16 protein-coding genes and 1 pseudogene are annotated in these 22,205 nt (G+C 64.8%); 12 read left to right on the plus strand and 5 right to left on the minus strand.

Going from position 1 to position 22,205, the window contains the following annotated elements; genetic code table 11:
• Positions 1-67: 67 nt before the first annotated feature.
• From ugpQ to ugpB, 5 genes are all read right to left on the minus strand, one after another.
• The gene (ugpQ, locus tag DA1_RS00235; protein ID WP_034396899.1) at positions 68-832 is read right to left on the minus strand and encodes a glycerophosphodiester phosphodiesterase; all 765 of its coding nucleotides are present in this window, start codon (positions 830-832) and stop codon (positions 68-70) included.
• 90 nt (positions 833-922) lie between these two features.
• Positions 923-1,933, minus strand: coding sequence for a sn-glycerol-3-phosphate ABC transporter ATP-binding protein UgpC (gene ugpC / locus DA1_RS00240; protein ID WP_034396898.1), 1,011 nt, complete (start codon positions 1,931-1,933; stop codon positions 923-925).
• A gap of 89 nt (positions 1,934-2,022) precedes the next feature.
• Positions 2,023-2,871, minus strand: a complete 849-nt coding sequence (ugpE, locus tag DA1_RS00245) for a sn-glycerol-3-phosphate ABC transporter permease UgpE (protein WP_012207265.1) — start codon at positions 2,869-2,871, stop codon at positions 2,023-2,025.
• 2 nt (positions 2,872-2,873) lie between these two features.
• Positions 2,874-3,755, minus strand: coding sequence for a sn-glycerol-3-phosphate ABC transporter permease UgpA (gene ugpA, locus DA1_RS00250; RefSeq protein WP_012207264.1), 882 nt, complete (start codon positions 3,753-3,755; stop codon positions 2,874-2,876).
• Positions 3,756-3,878: 123 nt separating this feature from the next.
• Positions 3,879-5,183, minus strand: a complete 1,305-nt coding sequence (ugpB, locus tag DA1_RS00255; protein ID WP_013800834.1) for a sn-glycerol-3-phosphate ABC transporter substrate-binding protein UgpB — start codon at positions 5,181-5,183, stop codon at positions 3,879-3,881.
• Between the two features lie 420 nt (positions 5,184-5,603).
• Here ugpB and DA1_RS00260 point away from each other — a divergent pair, with 420 nt between their 5' ends.
• From DA1_RS00260 to aspS, 12 genes and pseudogenes are all read left to right on the plus strand, one after another.
• Complete coding sequence (locus DA1_RS00260; RefSeq protein ID WP_034396896.1) at positions 5,604-9,518, plus strand: DUF3683 domain-containing protein; 3,915 nt, start codon at positions 5,604-5,606, stop codon at positions 9,516-9,518.
• Positions 9,518-9,973, plus strand: coding sequence for an HIT family protein (locus tag DA1_RS00265; RefSeq protein WP_034396894.1), 456 nt, complete (start codon positions 9,518-9,520; stop codon positions 9,971-9,973). Before DA1_RS00260 ends, DA1_RS00265 begins: the two co-directional genes overlap by 1 nt.
• 10 nt (positions 9,974-9,983) lie before the next feature.
• Positions 9,984-10,406 (plus strand): gamma-butyrobetaine hydroxylase family protein, encoded by a 423-nt coding sequence (locus tag DA1_RS00270; protein ID WP_034398932.1) that lies wholly within the window; start codon positions 9,984-9,986, stop codon positions 10,404-10,406.
• A 227-nt stretch (positions 10,407-10,633) separates the two neighbouring features.
• Positions 10,634-11,365 (plus strand): bifunctional demethylmenaquinone methyltransferase/2-methoxy-6-polyprenyl-1,4-benzoquinol methylase UbiE, encoded by a 732-nt coding sequence (gene ubiE / locus DA1_RS00275; RefSeq protein WP_012207259.1) that lies wholly within the window; start codon positions 10,634-10,636, stop codon positions 11,363-11,365.
• A gap of 53 nt (positions 11,366-11,418) precedes the next feature.
• Positions 11,419-12,435 carry a Tim44 domain-containing protein gene (locus DA1_RS00280; protein ID WP_034396892.1) on the plus strand — a complete coding sequence of 339 codons (1,017 nt, stop codon included), beginning with the start codon at positions 11,419-11,421 and terminating at the stop codon, positions 12,433-12,435.
• Between the two features lie 122 nt (positions 12,436-12,557).
• A complete protein-coding gene (locus DA1_RS00285; RefSeq protein ID WP_034396891.1) occupies positions 12,558-13,196 on the plus strand; it encodes a ubiquinone biosynthesis accessory factor UbiJ in 639 nt (212 codons plus the stop codon).
• Positions 13,193-14,758, plus strand: a complete 1,566-nt coding sequence (gene ubiB, locus DA1_RS00290) for a ubiquinone biosynthesis regulatory protein kinase UbiB (protein WP_013800840.1) — start codon at positions 13,193-13,195, stop codon at positions 14,756-14,758. The genes DA1_RS00285 and ubiB overlap by 4 nt, the downstream gene beginning before the upstream one ends.
• Positions 14,759-14,816: 58 nt before the next feature.
• Positions 14,817-16,265 (plus strand): annotated as a pseudogene (locus DA1_RS00295) (high affinity choline transporter 1).
• A 176-nt stretch (positions 16,266-16,441) separates the two neighbouring features.
• The gene (locus DA1_RS31210) at positions 16,442-19,126 is read left to right on the plus strand and encodes a DUF7933 domain-containing protein (RefSeq protein ID WP_373861014.1); all 2,685 of its coding nucleotides are present in this window, start codon (positions 16,442-16,444) and stop codon (positions 19,124-19,126) included.
• 224 nt (positions 19,127-19,350) lie between these two features.
• Positions 19,351-19,662, plus strand: coding sequence for an FmdB family zinc ribbon protein (locus DA1_RS00305; protein ID WP_034396889.1), 312 nt, complete (start codon positions 19,351-19,353; stop codon positions 19,660-19,662).
• Positions 19,663-19,680: 18 nt separating this feature from the next.
• Complete coding sequence (locus tag DA1_RS00310; RefSeq protein WP_012207252.1) at positions 19,681-20,304, plus strand: DUF502 domain-containing protein; 624 nt, start codon at positions 19,681-19,683, stop codon at positions 20,302-20,304.
• 41 nt (positions 20,305-20,345) lie between these two features.
• Positions 20,346-22,148, plus strand: a complete 1,803-nt coding sequence (gene aspS / locus DA1_RS00315; RefSeq protein ID WP_034396887.1) for an aspartate--tRNA ligase — start codon at positions 20,346-20,348, stop codon at positions 22,146-22,148.
• Positions 22,149-22,205 lie beyond the last annotated feature (57 nt).

Consider the following 22,205-nt stretch of genomic DNA (forward strand, 5'->3'; position numbering starts at 1 on the left):
CACATTGTGCGGCGGGCCGCCGCGACGGTTGTTTCCAAAGGTCCGGCCCCGCCAGCCGGCAGCCGTCTCAGCGCGATGCGGGACTGAACATATCGACACGGTCGGTGATGACGCCGTCCGTGCCCAGGTCGATCAGGCGCTGCGCGGCCCATTCATCGTTGACCGTATAGCTGCTGCAGCGCAGGCCCGCGCCATGCACCTTGGCCACCAGAGCGGCATCCCACAGCGCATGGTTGAGCACCATGGCCGCGCAGCCCAGGTCCAGCGCGGTGCGCAGGTCGGCATCGCCCGTGGCATCGGCCAGCTTGTCCACCAGCAGGCCCCGCGGAATGTGCGGTGCCGTATCGCGTGCGCCCTTGAGCGCATCGGTCTTGAACGAGGTGAACAGCGGCTGGATGCGGTCCCTGGGCCAGATGCGGTTCATCAGCTCGCCCGTGGCGCGGCCCGTGGCCTCTTCCTGGCCCGGCGTGGGCTTGATCTCCGCGTTCAGGAAGAAGTGGTTGGCCAGGCACCAGCGCGCCAGGGCTTCCAGCGTGGGCAGGGCCTCGCCCGCAAAGGCGCGCGAGTGCCAGCTGCCGGCGTCCAGCTGGGCGATCTCGCCCATGGACAGGTCGCCACCCGTGCCGTGGCCGTTGGTGGTGCGCTCCAGCGTGGCGTCGTGCATCAGGAACAGCACGCCGTCGGCAGACAGCTTGGCATCGCACTCGAACATGCGATAGCCGTGCGCGGCGCCCAGGCGGAAGGCGGCCATGGTGTTCTCGGGCGCCAGCTTGCCGGCGCCACGGTGGGCCACCCATAGGGGGTAGGGCCAGGATTTCAGGTTCGCGGTCATGGCGAGTCCGTCAAAAGAAGGGAGTTTGGATGGAAAAAGAGAGCCTCTGGGGCTCTCTTGGAAAAGGTCGGAGAGCCGGCCTTCAGGGGATCAGATCCGCTTTCCGGATTCTGCGTCGAACCAGTGCAGGCGACGCTCTTCGGAAGGACGCACGCGCATGGTCTCGCCGGACTTGGGGAAGGGCGCGCCTTCGTCGATGCGCACCGTCATCGTCTCGCCATTGAGCGAACCATAGACCAGGCGCTCGGCACCCAGCATTTCAACGGTGTCCACCTTGATTTCCCAGCCGCCTTCGCTGACGACGACCAAGTGCTCGGGGCGGATGCCCAGGATGCGGCCGGCCGTGCCGCCGGGCGCGTTCTTGAGCAGGTTCATCGGGGGCGAGCCGATGAAGCTGGCCACGAAGGTGGAGGCGGGCGTGTGGTAGACCTCTTCGGGCGTGCCGAACTGCTCCATCACGCCGCCGTTCATGACGATCATGCGCTGGGCCAGGGTCATGGCTTCGACCTGGTCGTGGGTCACGAACAGGCTGGTGATGCCCAGCTCGGCGTGCAGCTTCTGGATCTCGATGCGGGTCTGGCCGCGCAGCTTGGCGTCCAGGTTGGACAGCGGCTCGTCGAACAGGAAGACCTTGGGCTGGCGCACGATGGCGCGGCCCATGGCCACGCGCTGGCGCTGGCCGCCCGACAGCTGGCGCGGCTTGCGGTCCAGCAGGTGCGACAGCTCCAGGATCTTGGCGGCCTTGTCCACGCGGCGCTTGATCTCCTCGGGCGGCACCTTGGCGATCTTCAGGCCGTAGGCCATGTTCTCGTAGTTCGACATATGCGGGTACAGCGCATAGTTCTGGAACACCATGGCGATGTCGCGCTTGGCCGGTTCCACGTCGTTGACCACCTTGTCGCCGATCAGCAGCTGGCCGTCGGAGATCTCCTCCAGGCCCGCCACCATGCGCAGCAGGGTGGACTTGCCGCAGCCCGAAGGGCCGACGATGACGACGAACTCGCCGTCCTTGATTTCGGCGTTGACGCCGTGCAGTACCTGGTTGGCCGACGGGCCCTGGCCGTAGCGCTTGATCAGGTTGCGAAAGGAAATGGATGCCATACGAAGATTCTGGTTGAGTCGCAGAGCGAAGGGCGCTGGCGCTTGCTCTGCGGGGTTCTATACGGTGGGTTGGGGCGGCGGCGGGCGGTTTACTTTTCGGTGTCCACCAGGCCCTTGACGAACCAGCGCTGCATCAGGATCACCACGGCAGCGGGCGGCAGCATGGCCAGCAGGGCCGTCGCCATCACCACGTTCCAGTCGTTGCCGGTATCGCCGCTGGCCACCATGCGCTTGATGCCGATGACCACGGGGTACATGTCTTCCGAGGTGGTCACGAGCAGCGGCCACAGGTACTGGTTCCAGCCGTAGATGAACTGGATCACGAACAGCGCCGCGATCGAGGTCTTGGACAGCGGCACCAGCACATCCTTGAAGAAGCGCATGGGGCCTGCGCCGTCGATGCGGGCGGCCTCCACCAGCTCGTCCGGCACCGTCAGGAAGAACTGGCGGAACAGGAAGGTGGCCGTGGCCGAGGCGATCAGCGGAATCGTCAGGCCGGCGTAGCTGTTGAGCATGCCCAGCGTGGAGACGACTTCGTAGGTGGGGCCGATGCGCACTTCCACGGGCAGCATCAGGGTCACGAAGATCAGCCAGAAGCAGATCTTCTTGAACGGGAAGCGGAAGTACACCAGCGCGAAGGCCGACAGCAGCGAGATCGCGATCTTGCCCACGGTGATCACCATGGCCGAGACGAAGCTGATCCACATCATGCGTGCCACGGGCGCGCTGGAGCCGGGGCCCGAGCCACCGAACAGCGCGGCCTTGTAGGTTTCCCAGAAGTTGCTGCCGGGCACCAGGGGCATGGGCACCTGGATGATGTCCTGCGGCGTGTGCGTGGAGGCCACGAAGGCCAGGTACAGCGGAAAGCCGACGATGATCACGCCCAGCACCATGATCAGGTGCGAGAAAAAGGAGAGAAGGGGACTGCGTTCAACCATGATCAGTACTGCACTTTCTTCTCAACATAGCGGAACTGGATCACGGTCAGTGCAACCACGATCACCATCAGAACGACCGACTGCGCGGCCGAGCCGCTCATGTCCATGGCCTTGAAGCCGTCGTGATAGACCTTGTAGACCAGGATGGAGGTGTCCTGTCCCGGACCGCCCTGGGTCGTGGCGTCCACGATGCCGAAGGTGTCGAAGAATGCGTAGACCACGTTCATCACCAGCAGGAAGAAGGTGGTGGGCGACAGCAGCGGGAACTGGATGTCCCAGAAGCGGCGCATGGGGCCCGCGCCGTCGATGGCGGCGGCCTCGATCAGCGACTTGGGGATGGACTGCAGGCCCGCAAGGAAGAACAGGAAGTTGTAGGAAATCTGCTTCCAGATCGCGGCGATGACGATCAGCGTCATGGCATTGCCGGAGTTCAGCAGGTGGTTCCAGTCATAGCCGATCATGCGCAGCGCATAGGCCACGACGCCGATGGACGGCGAGAACATGAACACCCACAGCACACCCGCCACGGCGGGCGCAACGGCATAGGGCAGCAGCAAGGCGGTCTTGTAGGCAAGCGCGCCCTTGATCACGCGGTCCGCAAAAATGGCCAGCATCAGCGACAGCGCAATGCCGAACACCGCCACCAGCACGGAAAAGATGGCCGTGGTCTTGAACGAGGCCAGGTAGGCAGGGTCATCCAGCAGGTGCTGGAAGTTGGCAAACCCCACCCATTCGGTGGAGAAGCCAAACGTATCCTGCGCCTGGAACGACTGCACGATGGCCTGGCCTGCAGGCCAGAAAAAGAAGACCAGCACGATGACCATCTGTGGTGCTATCAGCAACCACGGCAGCCAGGCGGATCGAAAAAGAACGCGTTTTTCCATGACGGAACTCGGTAGAACAAAACAGCCCGCAAACCGGATGGCCGTGGGGCCGCCGGTTGCGGGCCTGTGATGCACGGTGCGGGCTGCCTGCGCAGCGGCCACACCGCAGATCACATGGGAGGATTACTTGTTGGCCCGGGCGAAGCGGCCCAGTTGCTCGTTGCCACGGGTGACAGCGGTGTCCAGGGCTTGCTGGGGAGTCTTCTTGCCAGTCCAGATCTGTTCGGTTTCCTCATCGATGATGGTGCGGATCTGAACGAAGTTGCCCAGACGGATGCCGCGCGACTTGTCGGTGGTCTTGCGGATCATCTGCGTCACAGCGGTGTCGGTGCCGGGATGCTTTTCGTAGAAGCCCGAAGCCTCGGTCAGCTTGTACGCAGCGGTGGTCACGGGCAGGTAGCCGGTGCGCTGGTGGCTGGCGGACTGGATCTTGGTGTTGTTCAGGAAGTTGAAGAAGTCAGCCACGCCCTTGTAGCGTTCGGCGCTCTTGCCGGCCATCACCCACAGGGAGGCACCGCCGATGGCCGTGTTCTGGGGCGCGCCCTTCACATCGGCGTAGTAGGGCAGTTGCGACTGGCCGAAGGCGAACTTGCCTTCCTTGACCACGCGGGCATACAGGCCGGAGGAGCCCGTGATCATCGCGCACTCGCCGGAAGCGAAGGCGGCGTCAGGCACGTTGCCGCGGCCCTTGTAGACGAAGCTGCCATCCTTGGCGGCCTTGGCCAGGTTCTCGAAGTGCTTGACGTGCAGCGGCGAGTTGAACACCAGCTTGGCATCGGTGCCGTCAAAGCCGTTGTTCTTGGTCGCGTACAGGGTGTTGTGCCACAGCGAGAAGCTCTCCAGCTGGGTCCAGCTCATCCAGCTCGTGGTCAGTGCGCAGCGGTGGCCCGAGGCCTTGAGCTTTTCGGCGGCGGCGAACACTTCGGGCCAGGTCTTGGGCGGCTTGTTCTCGTCCAGGCCTGCCTTCTTGAAGGCGTCCTTGTTGTAGTAGAAGATGGTGGTCGAGCTGTTGAGCGGGTAGCTCATCATCTGGCCGTTGGGGGCGGTGTAGTAGCCGGCCACGGCGGAGATGTACTCGCCCTGGTCGAACTTGAAGCCGCCGTCGTTCATGATCTTGGTGACGGGCACCACGGCGCCCTTGGAGGCCATCATGGTGGCCGTGCCCACTTCGAAGACCTGCAGGATGTCAGGCGCGTTGCCGGCGCGGAACGCGGCGATGGCGGCCGTCATCGACTCGTCATACTGGCCCTTGTACGTCGGCACGATCTTGTACTGGGTCTGGCTGGCGTTGTACTCCTTGGCCAGGTCGTTCACCCAGTCGCCCAGGGCTGCGCTCATCGAGTGCCACCACTGGATTTCGGTTTGGGCTTGTGCCGAGATGGTGGTGGCCGCGATCGCGGCTGCCATGGCCAGTTGCTTCAGTTGCATGAGGACTCCTCTAGTTCGGTGACGGTTTCAGACCGCTGCCACGGTAAGGCAGGGGCATGACATGTCTGTGTCATTGTTTTCGGATGCTTCGTACCGCACTACAGGCCAAACCCGGTGAGCCGCTGGTCCCGTATGTCAGTCGTGTGACAAAAAATGACACGCGAAGCGGCGCTATTTTAGGTCAATACCATTTCGTTTCAAAAGCCGGGTTGTTCGTATTGGCTCGTTTGTGCTCTTTCTGTATAAGACACCTTCACCGGGCTCCGCAAGATCCCGCCACGTTGGCGAGGGCTGGCTTCGCGGGCCAAGACGGCGCGCCGTCCAGAGCCCCGTGGGAAGCGCATCCTCGGGGCGCTCGCTTAAAATTGCGCTCCCACTTGGCTTAGCGGCGCCCCGAGAGCGCCAGACACGGTCTACCCCATGAATGTACCGATTGCGTTGGCAGCCCTGCAGGCACAGGCTGCCGAACCTGCACGTCTGCGAGAGATTCCCTACAACTACACCTCGTTTTCCGATCGCGAGATCGTGATCCGCCTGCTGGGCACGTCCATGTGGGATGTGCTCAACCAGCTGCGCCAGGAGCGGCGCACGGGCCGCTCCGCCCGCATGCTCTATGAGGTGCTGGGGGACATCTGGGTCGTTCAGCGCAATCCCTACCTGCAGGATGACCTGCTGCACAGTCCCGACCGCCGCAAGTCGCTGGTGGAGGCCCTGGAGCACCGCCTGGGCGAGATCGACAAGCGCCGTGCTCCGCAGCAGGACCCCGTGCGCGATGCGCTGGTGGGCCAGCTGGTGGATGCGGCGCGCCGCGCCGTGCATGAGTTCAACGCCACCTTCGTCGAGGCCGAGCAACTGCGCCGCCGGGTGCAAAAGAGCCTGGGCCGCCACACGGCCAAGGACAACATCAAGTTCGACGGCCTGTCGCGCGTGGCCCATGTGACGGATGCCACCGACTGGCGCGTCGAATACCCCTTCGTCGTGCTCACACCCGATACCGAAGCCGAGATGGCTGCCCTGGTGCGTGCCTGTATCGAGCTGCGCCTGACCATCATTCCGCGCGGCGGCGGCACGGGCTACACGGGCGGTGCGATCCCGCTGACCTGGCGCAGCGTGGTGATCAACACCGAAAAGCTCGAAGCCATGACCGAGGTGGAGATGCGCCGCATTCCCGGCGTGGACCATGAGGTGCCCACCATCTTCACCGAAGCCGGCGTGGTCACGCAGCGCGTGGCCGATGCGGCCGAGCGCGCGGGCTTCGTCTTCGCCGTGGACCCCACATCGGCCGAGGCCTCATGCATCGGCGGCAACGTCGCCATGAATGCGGGCGGCAAGAAGGCCGTGCTCTGGGGCACGGCGCTGGACAACCTGGTGTCCTGGCGCATGGTGACGCCCGATGCGCAGTGGCTGGAAGTCACGCGCGTGGGCCACAACCTTGGCAAGATCCATGACGCCGAGATGGCCAGCTTCGAACTGCAGTACTTCGAGGCAGACGGCAAGACCCCCATCCGCAGCGAGCGCCTGGACATTCCCGGCCAGAAATTCCGCAAGGAAGGCCTGGGCAAGGACGTGACCGACAAGTTTCTGTCGGGCCTGCCCGGCATCCAGAAGGAAGGCTGCGACGGCCTGATCACCAGCGCGCGCTGGGTGGTGCACCGCATGCCCGAGCACACGCGCACGGTCTGCATGGAGTTCTTCGGCAACGCCAAGGACGCCGTGCCCAGCATCGTCGAGATCAAGGACTTCATGTTCGCCGAGCAAAAGCGCTCGGGCGTGCTGCTGGCCGGCCTGGAACACCTGGACGACCGCTACCTGAAGGCCGTGGGCTACGCCACCAAGAGCAAGAAGGGCAATGGCCATCTGCCCAAGATGGTGCTGCTGGGCGACATTGCCGGCGACAACGCCGACGATGTGGCCCGCGTGGCCGCCGAGGTGGTGCGCATTGCCAACTCGCGCAACGGCGAAGGCTTCACGGCCGTCAGCGCCGAGGCGCGCAAGAAATTCTGGCTGGACCGCAAGCGCACGGCCGCCATCTCGCGCCACACCAACGCCTTCAAGATCAACGAAGACGTGGTGATCCCGCTGCCCCGCATGTGGGAGTACACGGATGGCATCGAGCGCATCAACATCGAACTGTCGCTGCGCAACAAGCTCAAGCTGTGCGACGCGTTGTCGGACTTCTTCCAGCACGGCGACCTGCCGCTGGGCAAGCAGGACGATGCGGGCGACATCCCCTCGGCCGAGCTGCTGGAGGACCGCGTGCAGCAGGCCCTGGCCCTGGTGGCCGACGTGCGCACGCTGTGGCAGGGCTGGCTGGACGATGTCGAGAACCTCTTCCCGCAGCTGCAGGACCACACGCTGCGCGCCAGCTGGAAGACCCAGCTGAAGGCGCCCATGGCCCAGATCTTCGCGGGCGCGGCCTTCCAGCCGCTGCTGGCCGAAGTCAACGCCATCCACCAGCGCGTGCTCAAGGGCCGTGTCTGGGTGGCGCTGCACATGCACGCCGGCGACGGCAACGTGCACACCAACATTCCGGTCAACAGCGACGACTACGAGATGCTGCAGACCGCCCATGAGGCCGTGGCGCGCATCATGGTGCTGGCGCGCCATCTGGACGGCGTGATCTCGGGCGAGCACGGCATCGGCATCACCAAGCTGGAATTCCTCAGCGACGACGAGCTGGCGCCCTTTGCCGCCTACAAGCAGCGCGTGGACCCCGAAGGCCGCTTCAACAAGGGCAAGCTGATCCGCAACGAGAAGCTGCAGGCCGTGGTGGGCCAGAGCCATGACGGCCGCTCGCCGCGCGAATCGCTGATGTTCGCCGACCTGACCAACGCCTACACGCCCAGCTTCGGCCTGATGGGGCACGAGTCGCTGATCATGCAGCAGAGCGACATCGGCGCCATCGCCGACTCGGTCAAGGACTGCCTGCGCTGCGGCAAGTGCAAGCCCGTGTGCGCCACCCACGTGCCGCGCGCCAACCTGCTGTACAGCCCGCGCAACAAGATCCTGGCGACCTCGCTGCTGGTCGAGGCCTTCCTCTACGAGGAGCAGACGCGCCGCGGCGTGTCGCTGCGCCACTGGCAGGAGTTCGAGGACGTGTCGGACCACTGCACGGTCTGCCACAAGTGCTTCAACCCCTGCCCGGTGAAGATCGACTTCGGCGACGTGACCATGAACATGCGCAACCTGCTGCGCAAGATGGACAAGAAGAGCTTCAGGCCTGGCAACAAGCTGGCCATGGCCATGCTCAACGCCACCAATCCGGACACCATCAAGTTCATGCGCTCGGCCATGGTCGGCGTGGGCTTCAAGGCCCAGCGCCTGGCCTCCGACGTGCTGCACAGCCTGGCCAAGAAGCAGACCCAGCGTCCGCCCGCCTCGGTGGGGCGCGCTCCCCTCAAGGAACAGGTGATCCACTTCGTCAACAAGAAGCTGCCCGGCGGCCTGCCCAACAAGACGGCGCGCGCCCTGCTGGACATCGAGGACAAGGACTACGTGCCCATCATCCGCAGCCCGCAGACCACGAGCGCGGACACCGAGGCGGTGTTCTACTTCCCCGGCTGCGGCTCCGAGCGCCTGTTCAGCCAGGTGGGCCTGGCCACGCAGGCCATGCTGTGGCATGCCGGCGTGCAGACCGTGCTGCCACCCGGCTACCTGTGCTGCGGCTATCCCCAGCGCGGCAGCGGCCAGTTCGACAAGGCCGAGAAGATGATCACGGACAACCGTGTGCTCTTCCACCGCGTCGCCACCACGCTCAACTACCTGGACATCAAGACCGTGGTGGTCAGCTGCGGCACCTGCTACGACCAGTTGCAGGGCTACGAGTTCGGCAAGATCTTCCCGGGCAGCCGCATCATCGACATCCACGAATACCTGCTGGAAAAGGGCGTGACGCTGCAGGGCAAGGAGGGCTACCTCTACCACGACCCCTGCCACTCGCCCATGAAGCTGCAGGACCCGATGAAGACCGTCAAGGCGCTGGTGGGTGAGGGCGTGGTCAAGAGCGAGCGCTGCTGCGGCGAATCGGGCACGCTGGGCGTCACGCGCCCCGACATCTCCACGCAGATCCGCTTCCGCAAGGAAGAGGAACTCAAGAAGGGCGAGGCCGCGCTGCGCGCTAGCGGCGCCCTGGCCGAGAAGGACAACGTGAAGATCCTCACCAGCTGCCCCAGCTGCCTGCAGGGCCTGTCGCGCTACGGTGGCGATATGAACAACGGCCTGCTGGAAGCCGACTACATCGTGGTCGAGATGGCGCGCCAGATCCTGGGCGAGAACTGGATGGCCGAGTACGTGCAGCGCGCCAACGCCGGCGGCATCGAACGGGTTCTGGTCTGATGGCTGTTCCCGCTTCCTGCACCCTGTGCGCCACAGAAGGCGGCGTGCCCGTCTGGCGCGGCCGGCGCCTGCGTGTGATTCGCGCGCAGGAAGAGGGCTTCCCGGCCTTCTACCGCGTGGTCTGGAATGCGCATGCGGCCGAGTTCTCCGACCTGGACGCCGCCGACCGCCAGCACTGCATGGATGCCGTGGTCGTGGTCGAGCGCATCTTGCGTGAGCGCCTTGCGCCGGCCAAGATCAACCTGGCGGCACTGGGCAATATGGTGCCGCACCTGCACTGGCATGTGATTGCGCGCTTTGACTGGGACAGCCATTTCCCGGGCGCGGTCTGGGCCCCGGCCCAGCGCCCGCGCAATGGCGAGCGCGAGGCCGAGGTGGCAGCGCGCTTGCCAGCCATAGACACGGCGCTGGTCCAGGCACTCGATGCCTGGCAGCAGCACCCCGCCACTGAATGAGGAGCACCGCATGGCCGGCCTGACCCCTGACACCCCAACCCCCGAAGCCCTGACCGTGCACGGCGCATCGCGCGTGCTGGAAGTCGCCTACTCCGACGGCGCAAGCTTTCGCATCCCCTTCGAGCTGCTGCGCGTGTACTCGCCCTCGGCCGAAGTCCAGGGCCACGGCCCGGGCCAGGAAGTGCTGCAGACGGGCAAGCGCGAGGTGTCCATCACGGCCATCGAGCCCGTGGGCAACTACGCCATCAAGCCCTTCTTCAGCGACGGGCATGAAAGCGGCCTGTACACCTGGGAATACCTCTACGAACTGGGCCGCCGCCAGGACGAGTTCTGGGTGCAGTACCTGGACCGGCTGCAGGAGTCCGGCATGGATCGCGACACGCCCATGCCCGGCAAGGCCAGCGGCGGCGGACACGGCTGCGGCAGCCACTGACGCCGCGCACGGGTGCGCGCTGTATGGCGCCGTTCCCCTCGCACCACATTCCGGACCTCTGTACGGCACAGGGTTATTGGGGGTGGTGCTATATTTAAAATAGCTTGAAAGTCTTTGTTTGAAGGCGTTTCAAGCTGTTTGTTCTTGATAACCCTTGCCCGGCAAAGCCCGTGGCCACACGGGGTTGTCGCTGTACGCATTACTACTGCTTGCTTAGCATCGTTGTTATGAGCACCACACATTTCGGATTCCAGTCGGTGGACGAGCGCGAGAAGGCCAGCCGCGTGCGCGGCGTGTTCGACTCGGTCGCTTCGCGCTACGACGTCATGAACGACCTGATGTCGGGTGGTCTGCACCGTGCCTGGAAGGCCTATACGGTGATGGTGGCCAACCTCAAGGAAGGCGACAAGGCGCTGGACATCGCGGGTGGCACGGGCGATCTGGCCCTGGCCTTCGCCAAGAAGGTCGGCTCCACCGGCCAGGTGGTGCACACCGACATCAACGAAGCCATGCTGCGCGTGGGCCGGGACCGGCTGATCAACAAGGGCGTGATCCTGCCCACCATGGTCTGCGATGCAGAAGCCCTGCCGTTTCCCGACAACCATTTCGATCTGGTCAGCGTGGCCTTCGGCCTTCGCAACATGACCCACAAGGATGCGGCGCTCAAGGAAATGAACCGTGTCCTGCGCCCCGGCGGCAAGCTGCTGGTGCTGGAGTTCTCCAAGGTGGCCAAGCCCCTGGAGAAAGCCTACGACTGGTACTCCTTCAAGATTCTTCCGGCCATGGGCAAGCTTGTGGCGGGTGATGACGCCAGCTACCGCTATCTGGCCGAGTCCATCCGCATGCACCCCGGCCAGGAAGATCTCAAGCGCCTGATGCAGGAATGCGGCTTCGGCCATGTGGACTATCACAACATGACGGGCGGCATTGCGGCCCTGCATGTGGGAATCAAGTGCTGAGCGCGTGAGGCGTTCGGTGAGGTGACGGCAACACGATTATTCGAGGAGATGACATGAAAAAGCTATGGTCTATGGTCTTGGTCGCGATGCTGGTGGTGGTCCACGGCACGGCCGACGCCAAGCGCATGGGCGGTGGCGGATCGGTGGGCAAGCAGTCGAGCAATGTGACGCAGCGTGAAGCTACGCGCGCGCCGGCGCAGAACACGCCGCCGCAGAACGCCGCCACACAGAACGCTGCGGGCAAGCCTGCCACGCCGCCTGCGGCCGCTCCGGCCAAGAAGCCCTGGGGCGCCATGCTCGGCGGCCTGGCCGCCGGCCTGGGTCTGGCATGGCTGGCCCACTCGCTGGGTCTGGGCGCCGCCTTCGGCCAGTTCCTGCTGATCGCCCTGCTGGCTCTGGTCATCATGGTCGTGGTGGGCATGGTCATGCGCTCGCGCCGTGCAGCGGCCGGCGCGCAGCAGGCATCGTCCAGCCCCTTCGCCTTCCAGAGCGCGGCCCCTGCGGGCGCGGGCAACATGGGTGGCAACGTGGACAGCGCACCGCTGGCACGCCAGTACAACCCCGAGAAGGTTGGCAACGACGCCTCGGCCCGTCCCTGGGAGCAGAACCACCAGCCGGCCGCCCTGGCCTCGGGTTCCGGCGTGCAGATCGGCTCTGCCCTGGCAGGTTCGCAGAACTGGGGTGTGCCTGAAGGCTTCGATACCGAAGGCTTCCTGACGGCTGCCAAGCGCAACTTCGTCACCCTGCAATCGGCATGGGACCGCTCGGACATCGCTTCGCTGCGCGCCATGATGACCGACGAGATGCTGACCGAGATCCGTGGCCAGCTCAGCGAGCGCGAGGTGCAGCGCCCTGGCCAGCCCAACCAGACCGACGTGGTCATGATCGATGCCCAACTGCTGGGCATCGAGGATCTGGGCAATGACTACATGGCCAGCGTGGAATTCTCGGGAATGATCCGCGAGGACGCCTCGGCAGGCCCCACGCCCTTCCGCGAGGTCTGGAACATGACCAAGCCCAAGAGCGGCAGCAGCGGCTGGCTGGTCGCCGGCGTCCAGGCACTGCAGTAAGTAATTTGCAGAGGACCGGCGCAAGCCAGGGATGCGACAGGGGGTCACGCCATGGGCTGGCCACTTGTCTCGACCGGATTTGCGTCGGCCGCATCCTCTCACTTCGGGAATAATCGGGGACTATGGCAACACAGTCCCCTTTTTCTTTTCTGAACGGTCTCATGGAACGCGTGATGGCCGGTCCGCAACCGCCGCAATGGCTGGTCAGCGAGGTGCATCAGCGCCTCGTGCTGTTCCTCAACCATGTGCTGATGCAGGAGAAAGAGGCGATGGAGCGCCTCGTGCGGCAAAAGGGCCGCGTGGCGCGCGTGCAGTGGCGCGGCTACTCCATGGCCTTGCAGATCACGCCCGCCGGCCTGTTCAACGTGGCGCCCGAAGGCGCGCAGCCCGACCTGCTGCTTGAAGTCACCGAGACCTCCCCGCTGGCCCTGGCCCAGGTGGCCCTGCGCGGCGACAAGCCCTCCATCCGCATCGAGGGCGACGTGCAACTGGCCGCCGACATCAACTGGCTGGTGGACCACGTCGAATGGGACGTGGAGGAAGACTTGGCCCGCATCATCGGCGATGCGCCCGCGCACACCGTGGCCAAGCTCGCGCGCAGCGCCGCCCAGGCGCTGCGCCAGTTCGTGGGCGCCCGCATGGCCGGCAAGCCCGATGCCGATGCCCCCGCCCCCGAGGCCGCACGTGCGGCAGCGCCCGCCAGCGCGCCCGTTGGTTCCCCCGTGGTATCCCTGCCCGGTTTCGAGAACGACAAGCCATGAGCCGGTTTCTTCGCGGGCTGACCATCCTCTGGGTGGTGTTCCGCTACGGACTCGACGAACTGGTGCTGTCGAGCTTCGAGCATCCCTGGATGCGCCGCGCACGCGCGGTGCTCACGCTGGGCCGGCGGCTGGACAAGCCGCGCGGCCAGCGCCTGCGCGAGGCCCTGGAGGAGCTGGGGCCCATCTTCGTGAAGTTCGGCCAGGTGCTGTCCACGCGCAGCGACCTGATGCCGCCCGACGTGGCCGAGGAGCTGGCCCGGTTGCAGGACCGCGTGCCGCCCTTCGATTCGCAGATTGCGGTGGACACCATCGAGCGCGCCTTCCGCAAGAAGCTGGACCAGATCTTCGTGAGCTTCGAGCGCGAGCCGGTGGCCAGCGCCTCCATCGCCCAGGTGCACTTTGCCGTGATCAGCGACCGCAACGGCGTGCAGCGCGACGTGGCCGTCAAGGTGCTGCGTCCGGGCATGAAGACCGTGATCGACAAGGACCTGGCGCTGATGCACATGATGGCGCGCTGGGTCGAGCGCCTGTCGGCCGACGGCAAGCGCCTCAAGCCCCGCCAGGTCGTGGCCGAGTTCGACAACTACCTGCACGATGAGCTGGACCTGATCCGCGAAGCCTCCAACGCCGCGCAACTGCGCCGCAACATGGAAGGGCTGGACCTGGTACTGATCCCCGAGGTGTACTGGGATTTCTGCCGCAACGACGTGATGGTCATGCAGCGCATGACCGGCGTGCCCATCAGCCAGGTCGAGCGTCTGCGCGAAGCCGGCGTGGACATCCCCAAGCTGGCACGCGACGGCGTGACCATCTTCTTCACCCAGGTCTTTCGCGATGGCTTCTTTCACGCCGACATGCACCCGGGCAACATCATGGTCAGCCTGGAGCCCGAGACCTTCGGGCGCTATATCTCGCTGGACTTCGGCATCGTCGGCACGCTGACCGAGTACGACAAGGAATACCTGGCGCAGAACTTCACGGCCTTCTTCCGCCGTGACTACAAGCGCGTGGCCGAGCTGCACATCGAAAGCGGCTGGGTGCCGCCGAGCACGCGCGTGGACGAGCTGGAGGCCGCCATCCGCGCCGTCTGCGAGCCGTACTTCGACCGTCCGCTGGCCGAGATTTCGCTGGGCATGGTGCTGATGCGCCTGTTCCAGACCTCTCGCCGCTTTCAAGTCGAGATCCAGCCGCAACTGGTGCTGCTGCAAAAGACACTGCTCAACATCGAAGGCCTGGGGCGCCAGCTGGACCCCAACCTGGACCTGTGGAGCACGGCCAAGCCCTTCCTCGAAAAATGGATGCTGGATCAGATGGGCCCGCAACGGCTGTGGCGCGAGCTGCTGGCCGAGGCGCCGCGCTATGCCAAGCTCATTCCCGAGTTGCCGCGCCTGATCCATCGCCGGCTCACGCGCAACTCCGGCGAGCACGACGAACTGCTCAAGGAGCTGCTGCAGCAGCAAAAGCTCACCAACCGCCTGTTGCAGGCCATCGTCAGCGCCGGCATCGGCTTTGTCATAGCGCTGATCCTGCTGCAACTGGTGGTGCGGCTGCGCTGGTACTGAGAACACTGACGGGTTTCCGGACCTCTCCCTTTTCCCACTTTGAAACAGGAGTGCCAGCGTGCTGCTCTCTATGGTGATCGCCTACCTGTTCGTGACCATCGCCATCGGCCTGTGGGCGGCCAGGCGGGTCAAGAACACGGCCGACTTCGCAATTGCCGGGCGCCATCTGCCCATGTACATGATCATCACCACCACGTTTGCCACGTGGTTCGGCTCGGAGATCGTGCTCGGCGTGCCCGCCAAGTTCATCGAGGGCGGCCTGCGCGGCGTGGTCGAAGACCCGTTCGGCGCGGGCATGTGCCTGATCCTGGTGGGCCTGTTCTTCGCGGGCAAGCTCTACCGCATGACGCTGCTGACCATCAGCGACTACTACCGCCACCGCTATGGCCGGTCCATCGAGATCGTCTGCTCGCTGATCATCATGCTCAGCTACCTGGGCTGGGTCTCGGCCCAGGTCACGGCCCTGGGCCTGGTGTTCAACCTGCTGTCGGGCGGCACGGTCAGCATTTCCATGGGCATGGCCATCGGCGTGGTGTCCATCCTGGCCTATACGCTGTTCGGCGGCATGTGGTCGGTGGCGGTGACGGACTTCCTGCAGATGATCATCCTGGTCGTCGGCCTGGTGGTGCTGGCCTGGTTTGCCAGCGACATGGCTGGCGGTGCCGGCAAGGTCATCGACCTGGCCGTGAGCCGCGATCTGTTCCAGTTCTGGCCCGAGCCCAGCTGGCATGAGATCCTCTTCTTCTTTGGCGCCGCCATCACCATGATGCTGGGCTCCATTCCCCAGTAGGACGTGTTCCAGCGCGTGATGTCGGCCCACAGCGAGAAGGCCGCCACGCGCGGCACCGTCATCGGTGGCTCGGCCTATATCTGCTTCGCCTTCGTACCCATGTTCCTCGTGGCCAGCGCGCTGATCATCATGCCGCAGGAGGCAGCGGAACTGCTCAAGCAGGACCCGCAGAAGGTGCTGCCCACCCTGGTCATGGACAAGATGCCCTTTGTCATGCAGGTGCTGTTCTTCGGCGCGCTGCTGTCGGCCATCAAGTCCTGTGCCTCGGCCACGCTGCTGGCGCCCAGCGTGACCTTTACCGAGAACATCTGGCGCCAGTTCCGCACCCAGGCCAGCGACCGGGAAATGCTGCTGGCCATGCGCATCAGCGTGCTCGTCTTCAGCATCTGCGTGCTGGCCTACTCGATCAAGATGGAAGGAACGCCCATCTATGAGCTGGTCTCCAGCGCCTACCAGGTGCCGTTGGTTGGTGCCTTCGTGCCGCTGGTCTTCGGGCTGTACTGGAAGCGCGCCACCACGCAGGGCGCCATTTGCGCCGTGGCACTGGGCATTGGCGTGTGGGTGGTCTTCATGGCCACGCCGGCTTTGCACGAGGCATTTCCGCAGCAATTGGCGGGCCTGCTGGCTGCAGTGACGGGGATGGTGGCCGGCTCACTGGCACCGCAGTGGCTGGCCAATCGCAGCGCAGACATTCTTGAATTCAGGCCCGAAAGGTAAGCGCCGCTCCTTATCATTTGCAAAAACAATTGATGACAATCATCAATAGTTATTAACTATATAGTCAGCGACTGGGATTGTGGAGGTCCCGGAATGCTGACTTGGGTGGTCTGAAGCACAGGGCCTGACAGTACGGCGGACCTCCGAATAGCAAACGCTTGGGAGGAAGCACCGTCATGAAAACACTCAAACTGATTGCGAGGGCTCGCCGGCTGAAGCTGCGGCCTGTTGCTGGCGTCCGGTTCCGATGGAGGTGGCTTGGAGGCGCCTTGCTTGTGCCAGCCCTGTGCGGCCAGGTGGCAATGGCTGCGCCGAGGATCCCGGTCGCGCCGGTCATTGTCTGGAGCGAGGATTTCGAAAACCCGCAGACACCTCCCATCACCACGGAGGGGCGGGATCTGCTGGCCTACCAGGGCGCGGCCCCTGCGGGGCAGATGTATACCGCCGACCCGCTGTACCGGATGAGCGCCAACCAGTGCAATGGCATAGTCACCTCATTCAGCCAGAATCCGAATTCGGCGGCGATGATTGCGGCGTGCGCTGTCCAAGGCAACTGGAACAGCCTGCAGCAGATGGCCGAGGTCGCCGGGCGCTATCAGGGCCAGAGTGCGGCGGCTGCACGCAACAATCACGTCATGGCAATGCTTACAGCGAATGGGACCTTTCCTACTGGCGCAATTGCCTTTCGCACCGCCACCAATATTGCACAAAGTGCCAGCAGCAGATTCCTCACGGCCCGTACCGATGTGGTGGCGACCTTCTGCTCGTCGGGATTTGCAGCCCCGCTGCTGCGTTTTTCCCTGATCAATGACGCTGGTACGGAACTGCCCATCTCCACGACCGCGATCAATCCATGCGTGGGTGGACAGTCATTCAATACAACACCTATCGGTATTTCCGGCTCCCAGACCGCTGTGGCCCAGACGGTGACTTCTCCGGGAGCACTGCTCTTCAGCGGGGCCTCTGTCGGGTTTGTTCTGCACAACGACCAGACCAGCTCCATGGGCAACGATTCGTCGATCGACAACGCGCAGATCATCGACGTGACGCCGCAGCTGGACAAGGCCTTCTCGCCTGCCAGCATCCAACTCGGGCAGGTCTCCCGGCTGACCATGACCATCACCAATACGACCGATCTGCTGCGCAAGCAAGGCTGGTCGTTTACCGACAACCTGCCTGCAGGACTGGTCGTCGAGGGCAATGCCAGCACCACCTGCCCCGGCACGACCGTGCAGGCTGCAGCAGGCGGCAGCACCGTGACCGTGTCCAACGGAGACCTGGCCCAGGGCGCCGCCTTCTGCGAGGTGAGCCTCGACGTGCGCCCGACCGCGGCAGGCAGCTTCACCAACGGTCCTTCCAACCTCTCCCTGATCGGCCTGAACCAACCGGCCACACTGGCTGTGCTGGCGGTTGCGCCAGCGGCCGACATGCAGGCCGCCAGCGTTGATCTTCCGCCGTCCATGACGGTGGGAGCACCGGTATCCGGCAGCTTCAGCTGCACCAACGCGGGACCCAGCCCTGCGGCGGCAGCCTCGTGCGCCATTTCAGGTCTGCCGGCAGGCGCTTCCGTGTCCTGCACTCCCGCTGTACCTACAGGATCGCCGCTGGCCGCAGGCGACAGCATCGCCTGCACGGTAGGCTTCACGCCTGCTGTCACGGGCGCCATCACGGCACTGGTGACGGCCGGCAGTGCAACGACAGATCTGGTGCCAAGCAACAATACGATGTCCTTCCCCTACAACCCAGGGGAGTCGGCGGACATGAGGGCCACGGAGCTGACCCTGCCGGCCTCCATGGCGGTGGGCACGCCAGCATCCGGCAGCTTCAGCTGCACCAACGCGGGACCCAGCCCTGCGGCGGCAGCCTCGTGCGCCATTTCAGGTCTGCCCGCAGGCGCTTCCGTGTCCTGCACTCCCGCTGTACCTACAGGATCGCCGCTGGCCTCGGGCGCCCGCATTGACTGCACGGTGGGCTTCACGCCCACAGCGGGCGGGGCATTCACGGCCCTGGTCTCCGCCAGCAGTGGCACGCAGGACCCGGTGCCTGCCAACAACACGATCTTGCGCCCCTACAGCCCCGGGGAGCGTGCCGACATGCAGGCCAGCGCCATCACGCTTCCCCTGACCATGACGGTGAGCGTGCCGGTGTCCGGCAGTTTCAGCTGCACCAATGCCGGCCCCAGTGCGGCCACGGCGGCCTCGTGCGTGATCTCCGGCCTGCCAGCCGGGGCGACCACGTCCTGCACACCCAGCGTGCCCACGGCCTCGCCATTGGCATCGGGCGGCAGCATCGCCTGCACAGTGCAGTTCACGCCCACCACAACGGGCACCATCGCGGCCTTGGTGACGGCGAGCAGCAGCACGGTGGATCCGGTGCCGGCCAACAACACCAAGGCCCACCCCTTCAACCCCGTGGAGCGGGCCGATATGCAGGCCACCAGCGTCACGCTGCCGGCCACCGCCAACGTGGGTGTTCCCGTGAAGGGATCGTTCATCTGCACGAATGCCGGCCCCAATGCGGCGGCCTTTGCCAATTGCTCCATCGCAGGGTTGCCGGCAGGTGCCAGCACCTCATGCACGCCTGCTGTGCCGACAGGCGCGCCGCTGGCCTCGGGTGCCAGCATTTCCTGCACGGTGAGCTTCACGCCCACCACGCAGGGCAGCCTGACAGCCACCGTGACGGCGGTCAGTGGAACCACGGACCCGGAGCCGGCCAACAATTCGCGGGATCAGGAATTGGTGGTTGCTGCCGCATTGACGCCGGAGCCGGTCCCCGCCACCGGGGTGCCCGCACTGGTGCTGATGGGCCTTGCCGTCATGCTGGCCGGTATGGGGATGCAGCGGCGCCGGGCACGGCGCTGAACATGGACGCGGCAGGCGCCCCGGCAGCGGGGCTTGCCGGCACCGCCCTGATGGAATGCCAGTCCGCGCGACTGGCATTTTGCATTTCGGGCCATCAGGTACAGACTGATGCATGCGGCTTGCGGCTCTCTGGCCTGGGCCTTTGGGGGGCAAGGCAGCCGCAGTATCGGGCGGATGCCTATAATCGAAAGTTTTGCATCTTCTCTCGTATAAGCATTAGCGCCATGCCTATTTATGCATACAAGTGTGGCTCCTGCGGTCATGCCAAGGACGTGCTGCGGAAAATCTCGGATGCTCCGCTGACGACCTGCCCGGCCTGTGGTGCCGAGGCCTTTTCCAAGCAGCTGACGGCTGCCGGCTTTCAGCTCAAGGGCTCGGGCTGGTACGCGACCGACTTCAAGAACAGCGGCAGCAAGAGCGCCGCCACGCCGGCTCCAGCGGCAGACACCCAGGCCTCGGATACATCTGCCGCACCTGCGGCAACTGCGCCTGCTGCGGCCCCCGCATCTGCTCCCGCACCCTCCACGGGCCATTAATCAAGGCTTGCATTTCTCATGTCCGCTCTGCGCAAATGGCTGTTCGCCGGCCTGCTGGTGATTGTTCCTCTGGTGATCACGCTGGGCGTGCTCAACTGGATCATCGGCACGCTGGACCAGACGCTGGCCATCCTGCCCGAGGCCTGGCATCCGGACCGGCTGCTGGGTTTCCACATTCCCGGCTTCGGCGTGGTGCTCACGCTGCTGATCCTGCTGGTGGTTGGCGCTGCGGCCAGCAACTTCATCGGCCGCAAGCTTGTCTCCTGGGGCGATGCGGTGGTCAGCCGCATTCCCGTGGTGCGCTCCATCTATTCCAGCGTCAAGCAGGTGTCCGACACCGTGTTCTCGGACAGTGGCAATGCGTTTCGCACCGCCGTGCTGGTGCAGTGGCCGCGCGAAGGCGTCTGGACCGTGGCCTTCGTCACCGGCTCGCCCAGTGGAGAGGTCGCCGCCTATCTGCGTGACGAATACCTGAGCGTCTTCGTGCCGACAACGCCGAACCCGACGGGCGGCTATTTCGTCATCGTTCGCAAGAGCGATTGCATCGAGCTGGAAATGAGCGTGGATGCCGCGCTCAAGTACATTGTTTCGATGGGCGTGGTGACTCCTCCGGATCTCACACTGCCCGCGGAATCCAAATAACAAACTGTCGCGCCCATCCCGGGCGCAGGAAGCTTTTCATCATGGCCATGCGCTCCCATTACTGCGGTCTAGTGACCGAAGCCCTGATGGGCGAAACCGTTACCCTGTGCGGCTGGGTGAACCGTCGCCGCGACCATGGCGGCGTGATCTTCATCGACCTGCGCGACCGCGAAGGCTATGTGCAGGTGGTCTGCGACCCCGACCGTGCCGAGATGTTCAAGACTGCCGAAGGCCTGCGCAACGAGTTCTGCGTGCAGGTCAAGGGCCTGGTGCGCGCACGTCCCGAAGGCACGACCAACGACAAGCTCAAGAGCGGCCAGATCGAAGTGCTGTGCCACGAGCTGAACGTGCTCAACGCCTCGGTCACGCCCCCGTTCCAGCTGGACGACGAGAACCTGTCCGAGACCGTGCGCCTGACCAACCGCGTGCTGGACCTGCGCCGCCCCTACATGCAGCGCAACATGATGCTGCGCTACCGCACGGCTATCCAGGTGCGCAACTTCCTGGACAAGGAAGGCTTCATCGACATCGAAACGCCCATGTTGGGCAAGAGCACGCCCGAAGGCGCGCGCGACTACTTGGTGCCCAGCCGTGTGCACGATGGCGAGTTCTTCGCCCTGCCGCAGTCGCCCCAGCTGTACAAGCAGATGCTGATGGTGGCCGGCTACGACCGCTACTACCAGATCACCAAGTGCTTCCGCGACGAAGACCTGCGCGCCGACCGCCAGCCCGAGTTCACGCAGATCGACTGCGAGACCTCGTTCCTGGACGAAGAGGAAATCCGCGCCATCTTCCAGCGCATGATCACCGAGGTCTTCAAGACCCAGCTGGACGTGGATCTGGGCGAGTTCCCGATGATGACGTACCAGGATGCGGCCTTCCGCTTCGGCTCGGACAAGCCTGACCTGCGCGTCAAGCTCGAGTTCACCGAACTGACCGAAGTCATGAAGGACGTGGACTTCAAGGTGTTCTCCACCCCCGCCACGACCAAGGGCGGCCGCGTGGTCGCGCTGCGCGTGCCCGGCGGCTCGCAGATCTCGCGCGGCGAGATCGACCAGTACACCGAATTCGTCAAGATCTACGGCGCCAAGGGCCTGGCCTGGATCAAGGTCAACGAAGTGGTCAAGGGCCGCGATGGCCTGCAGTCTCCCATCGTCAAGAACCTGCATGACGCGGCCATTGCCGAGATCCTCAAGCGCACGGGCGCACAGGACGGCGACCTCATCTTCTTTGGCGCAGACAAGGAAAAGATCGTCAACGACTCCATCGGCGCGCTGCGCCTGAAGGTGGGTCACAGCGAATTCGGCAAGGCCAACGGCCTGTTCGAGAACCGCTGGGCGCCGCTGTGGGTGGTGGACTTCCCCATGTTCGAGCACGACGAGGAAAACGACCGCTGGGCGGCCGTGCACCATCCCTTCACCTCGCCCAAGGACGGCCACGAGGAACTCATGGTCACCGACCCGGCCAACTGCCTGGCCAAGGCCTACGACATGGTCCTGAACGGCTGGGAGCTGGGCGGCGGCTCGGTGCGTATCCACCGCGCCGACGTGCAGAGCAAGGTGTTTGACGCGCTCAAGATCTCGCCCGAAGACGCTCGCGCCAAGTTCGGCTACCTGCTGGACGCGCTGCAGTACGGCGCGCCCCCGCACGGTGGCCTGGCCTTCGGCCTGGACCGCCTGATCACGCTGATGACGGGTGCCGACTCCATCCGTGACGTGATCGCCTTCCCCAAGACCCAGCGTGCCCAGGACCTGCTGACCCAGGCGCCTTCGCCCGTGGACGAAAAGCAGCTGCGCGAGCTGCACATCCGCCTGCGCAATCCGCTGGCGGCCACCCAGGGCTGAGGACCGCGCCTGGCGGCTTGATACGGACGGCAGAAGCTGGCACAGCTTCTGCCGTTT

Origin of the sequence: Delftia acidovorans NBRC 14950 (genome assembly GCF_001598795.1) — a bacterium.
In the GTDB taxonomy this organism is placed as follows: Bacteria; Pseudomonadota; Gammaproteobacteria; order Burkholderiales; family Burkholderiaceae_C; genus Comamonas; species Comamonas acidovorans.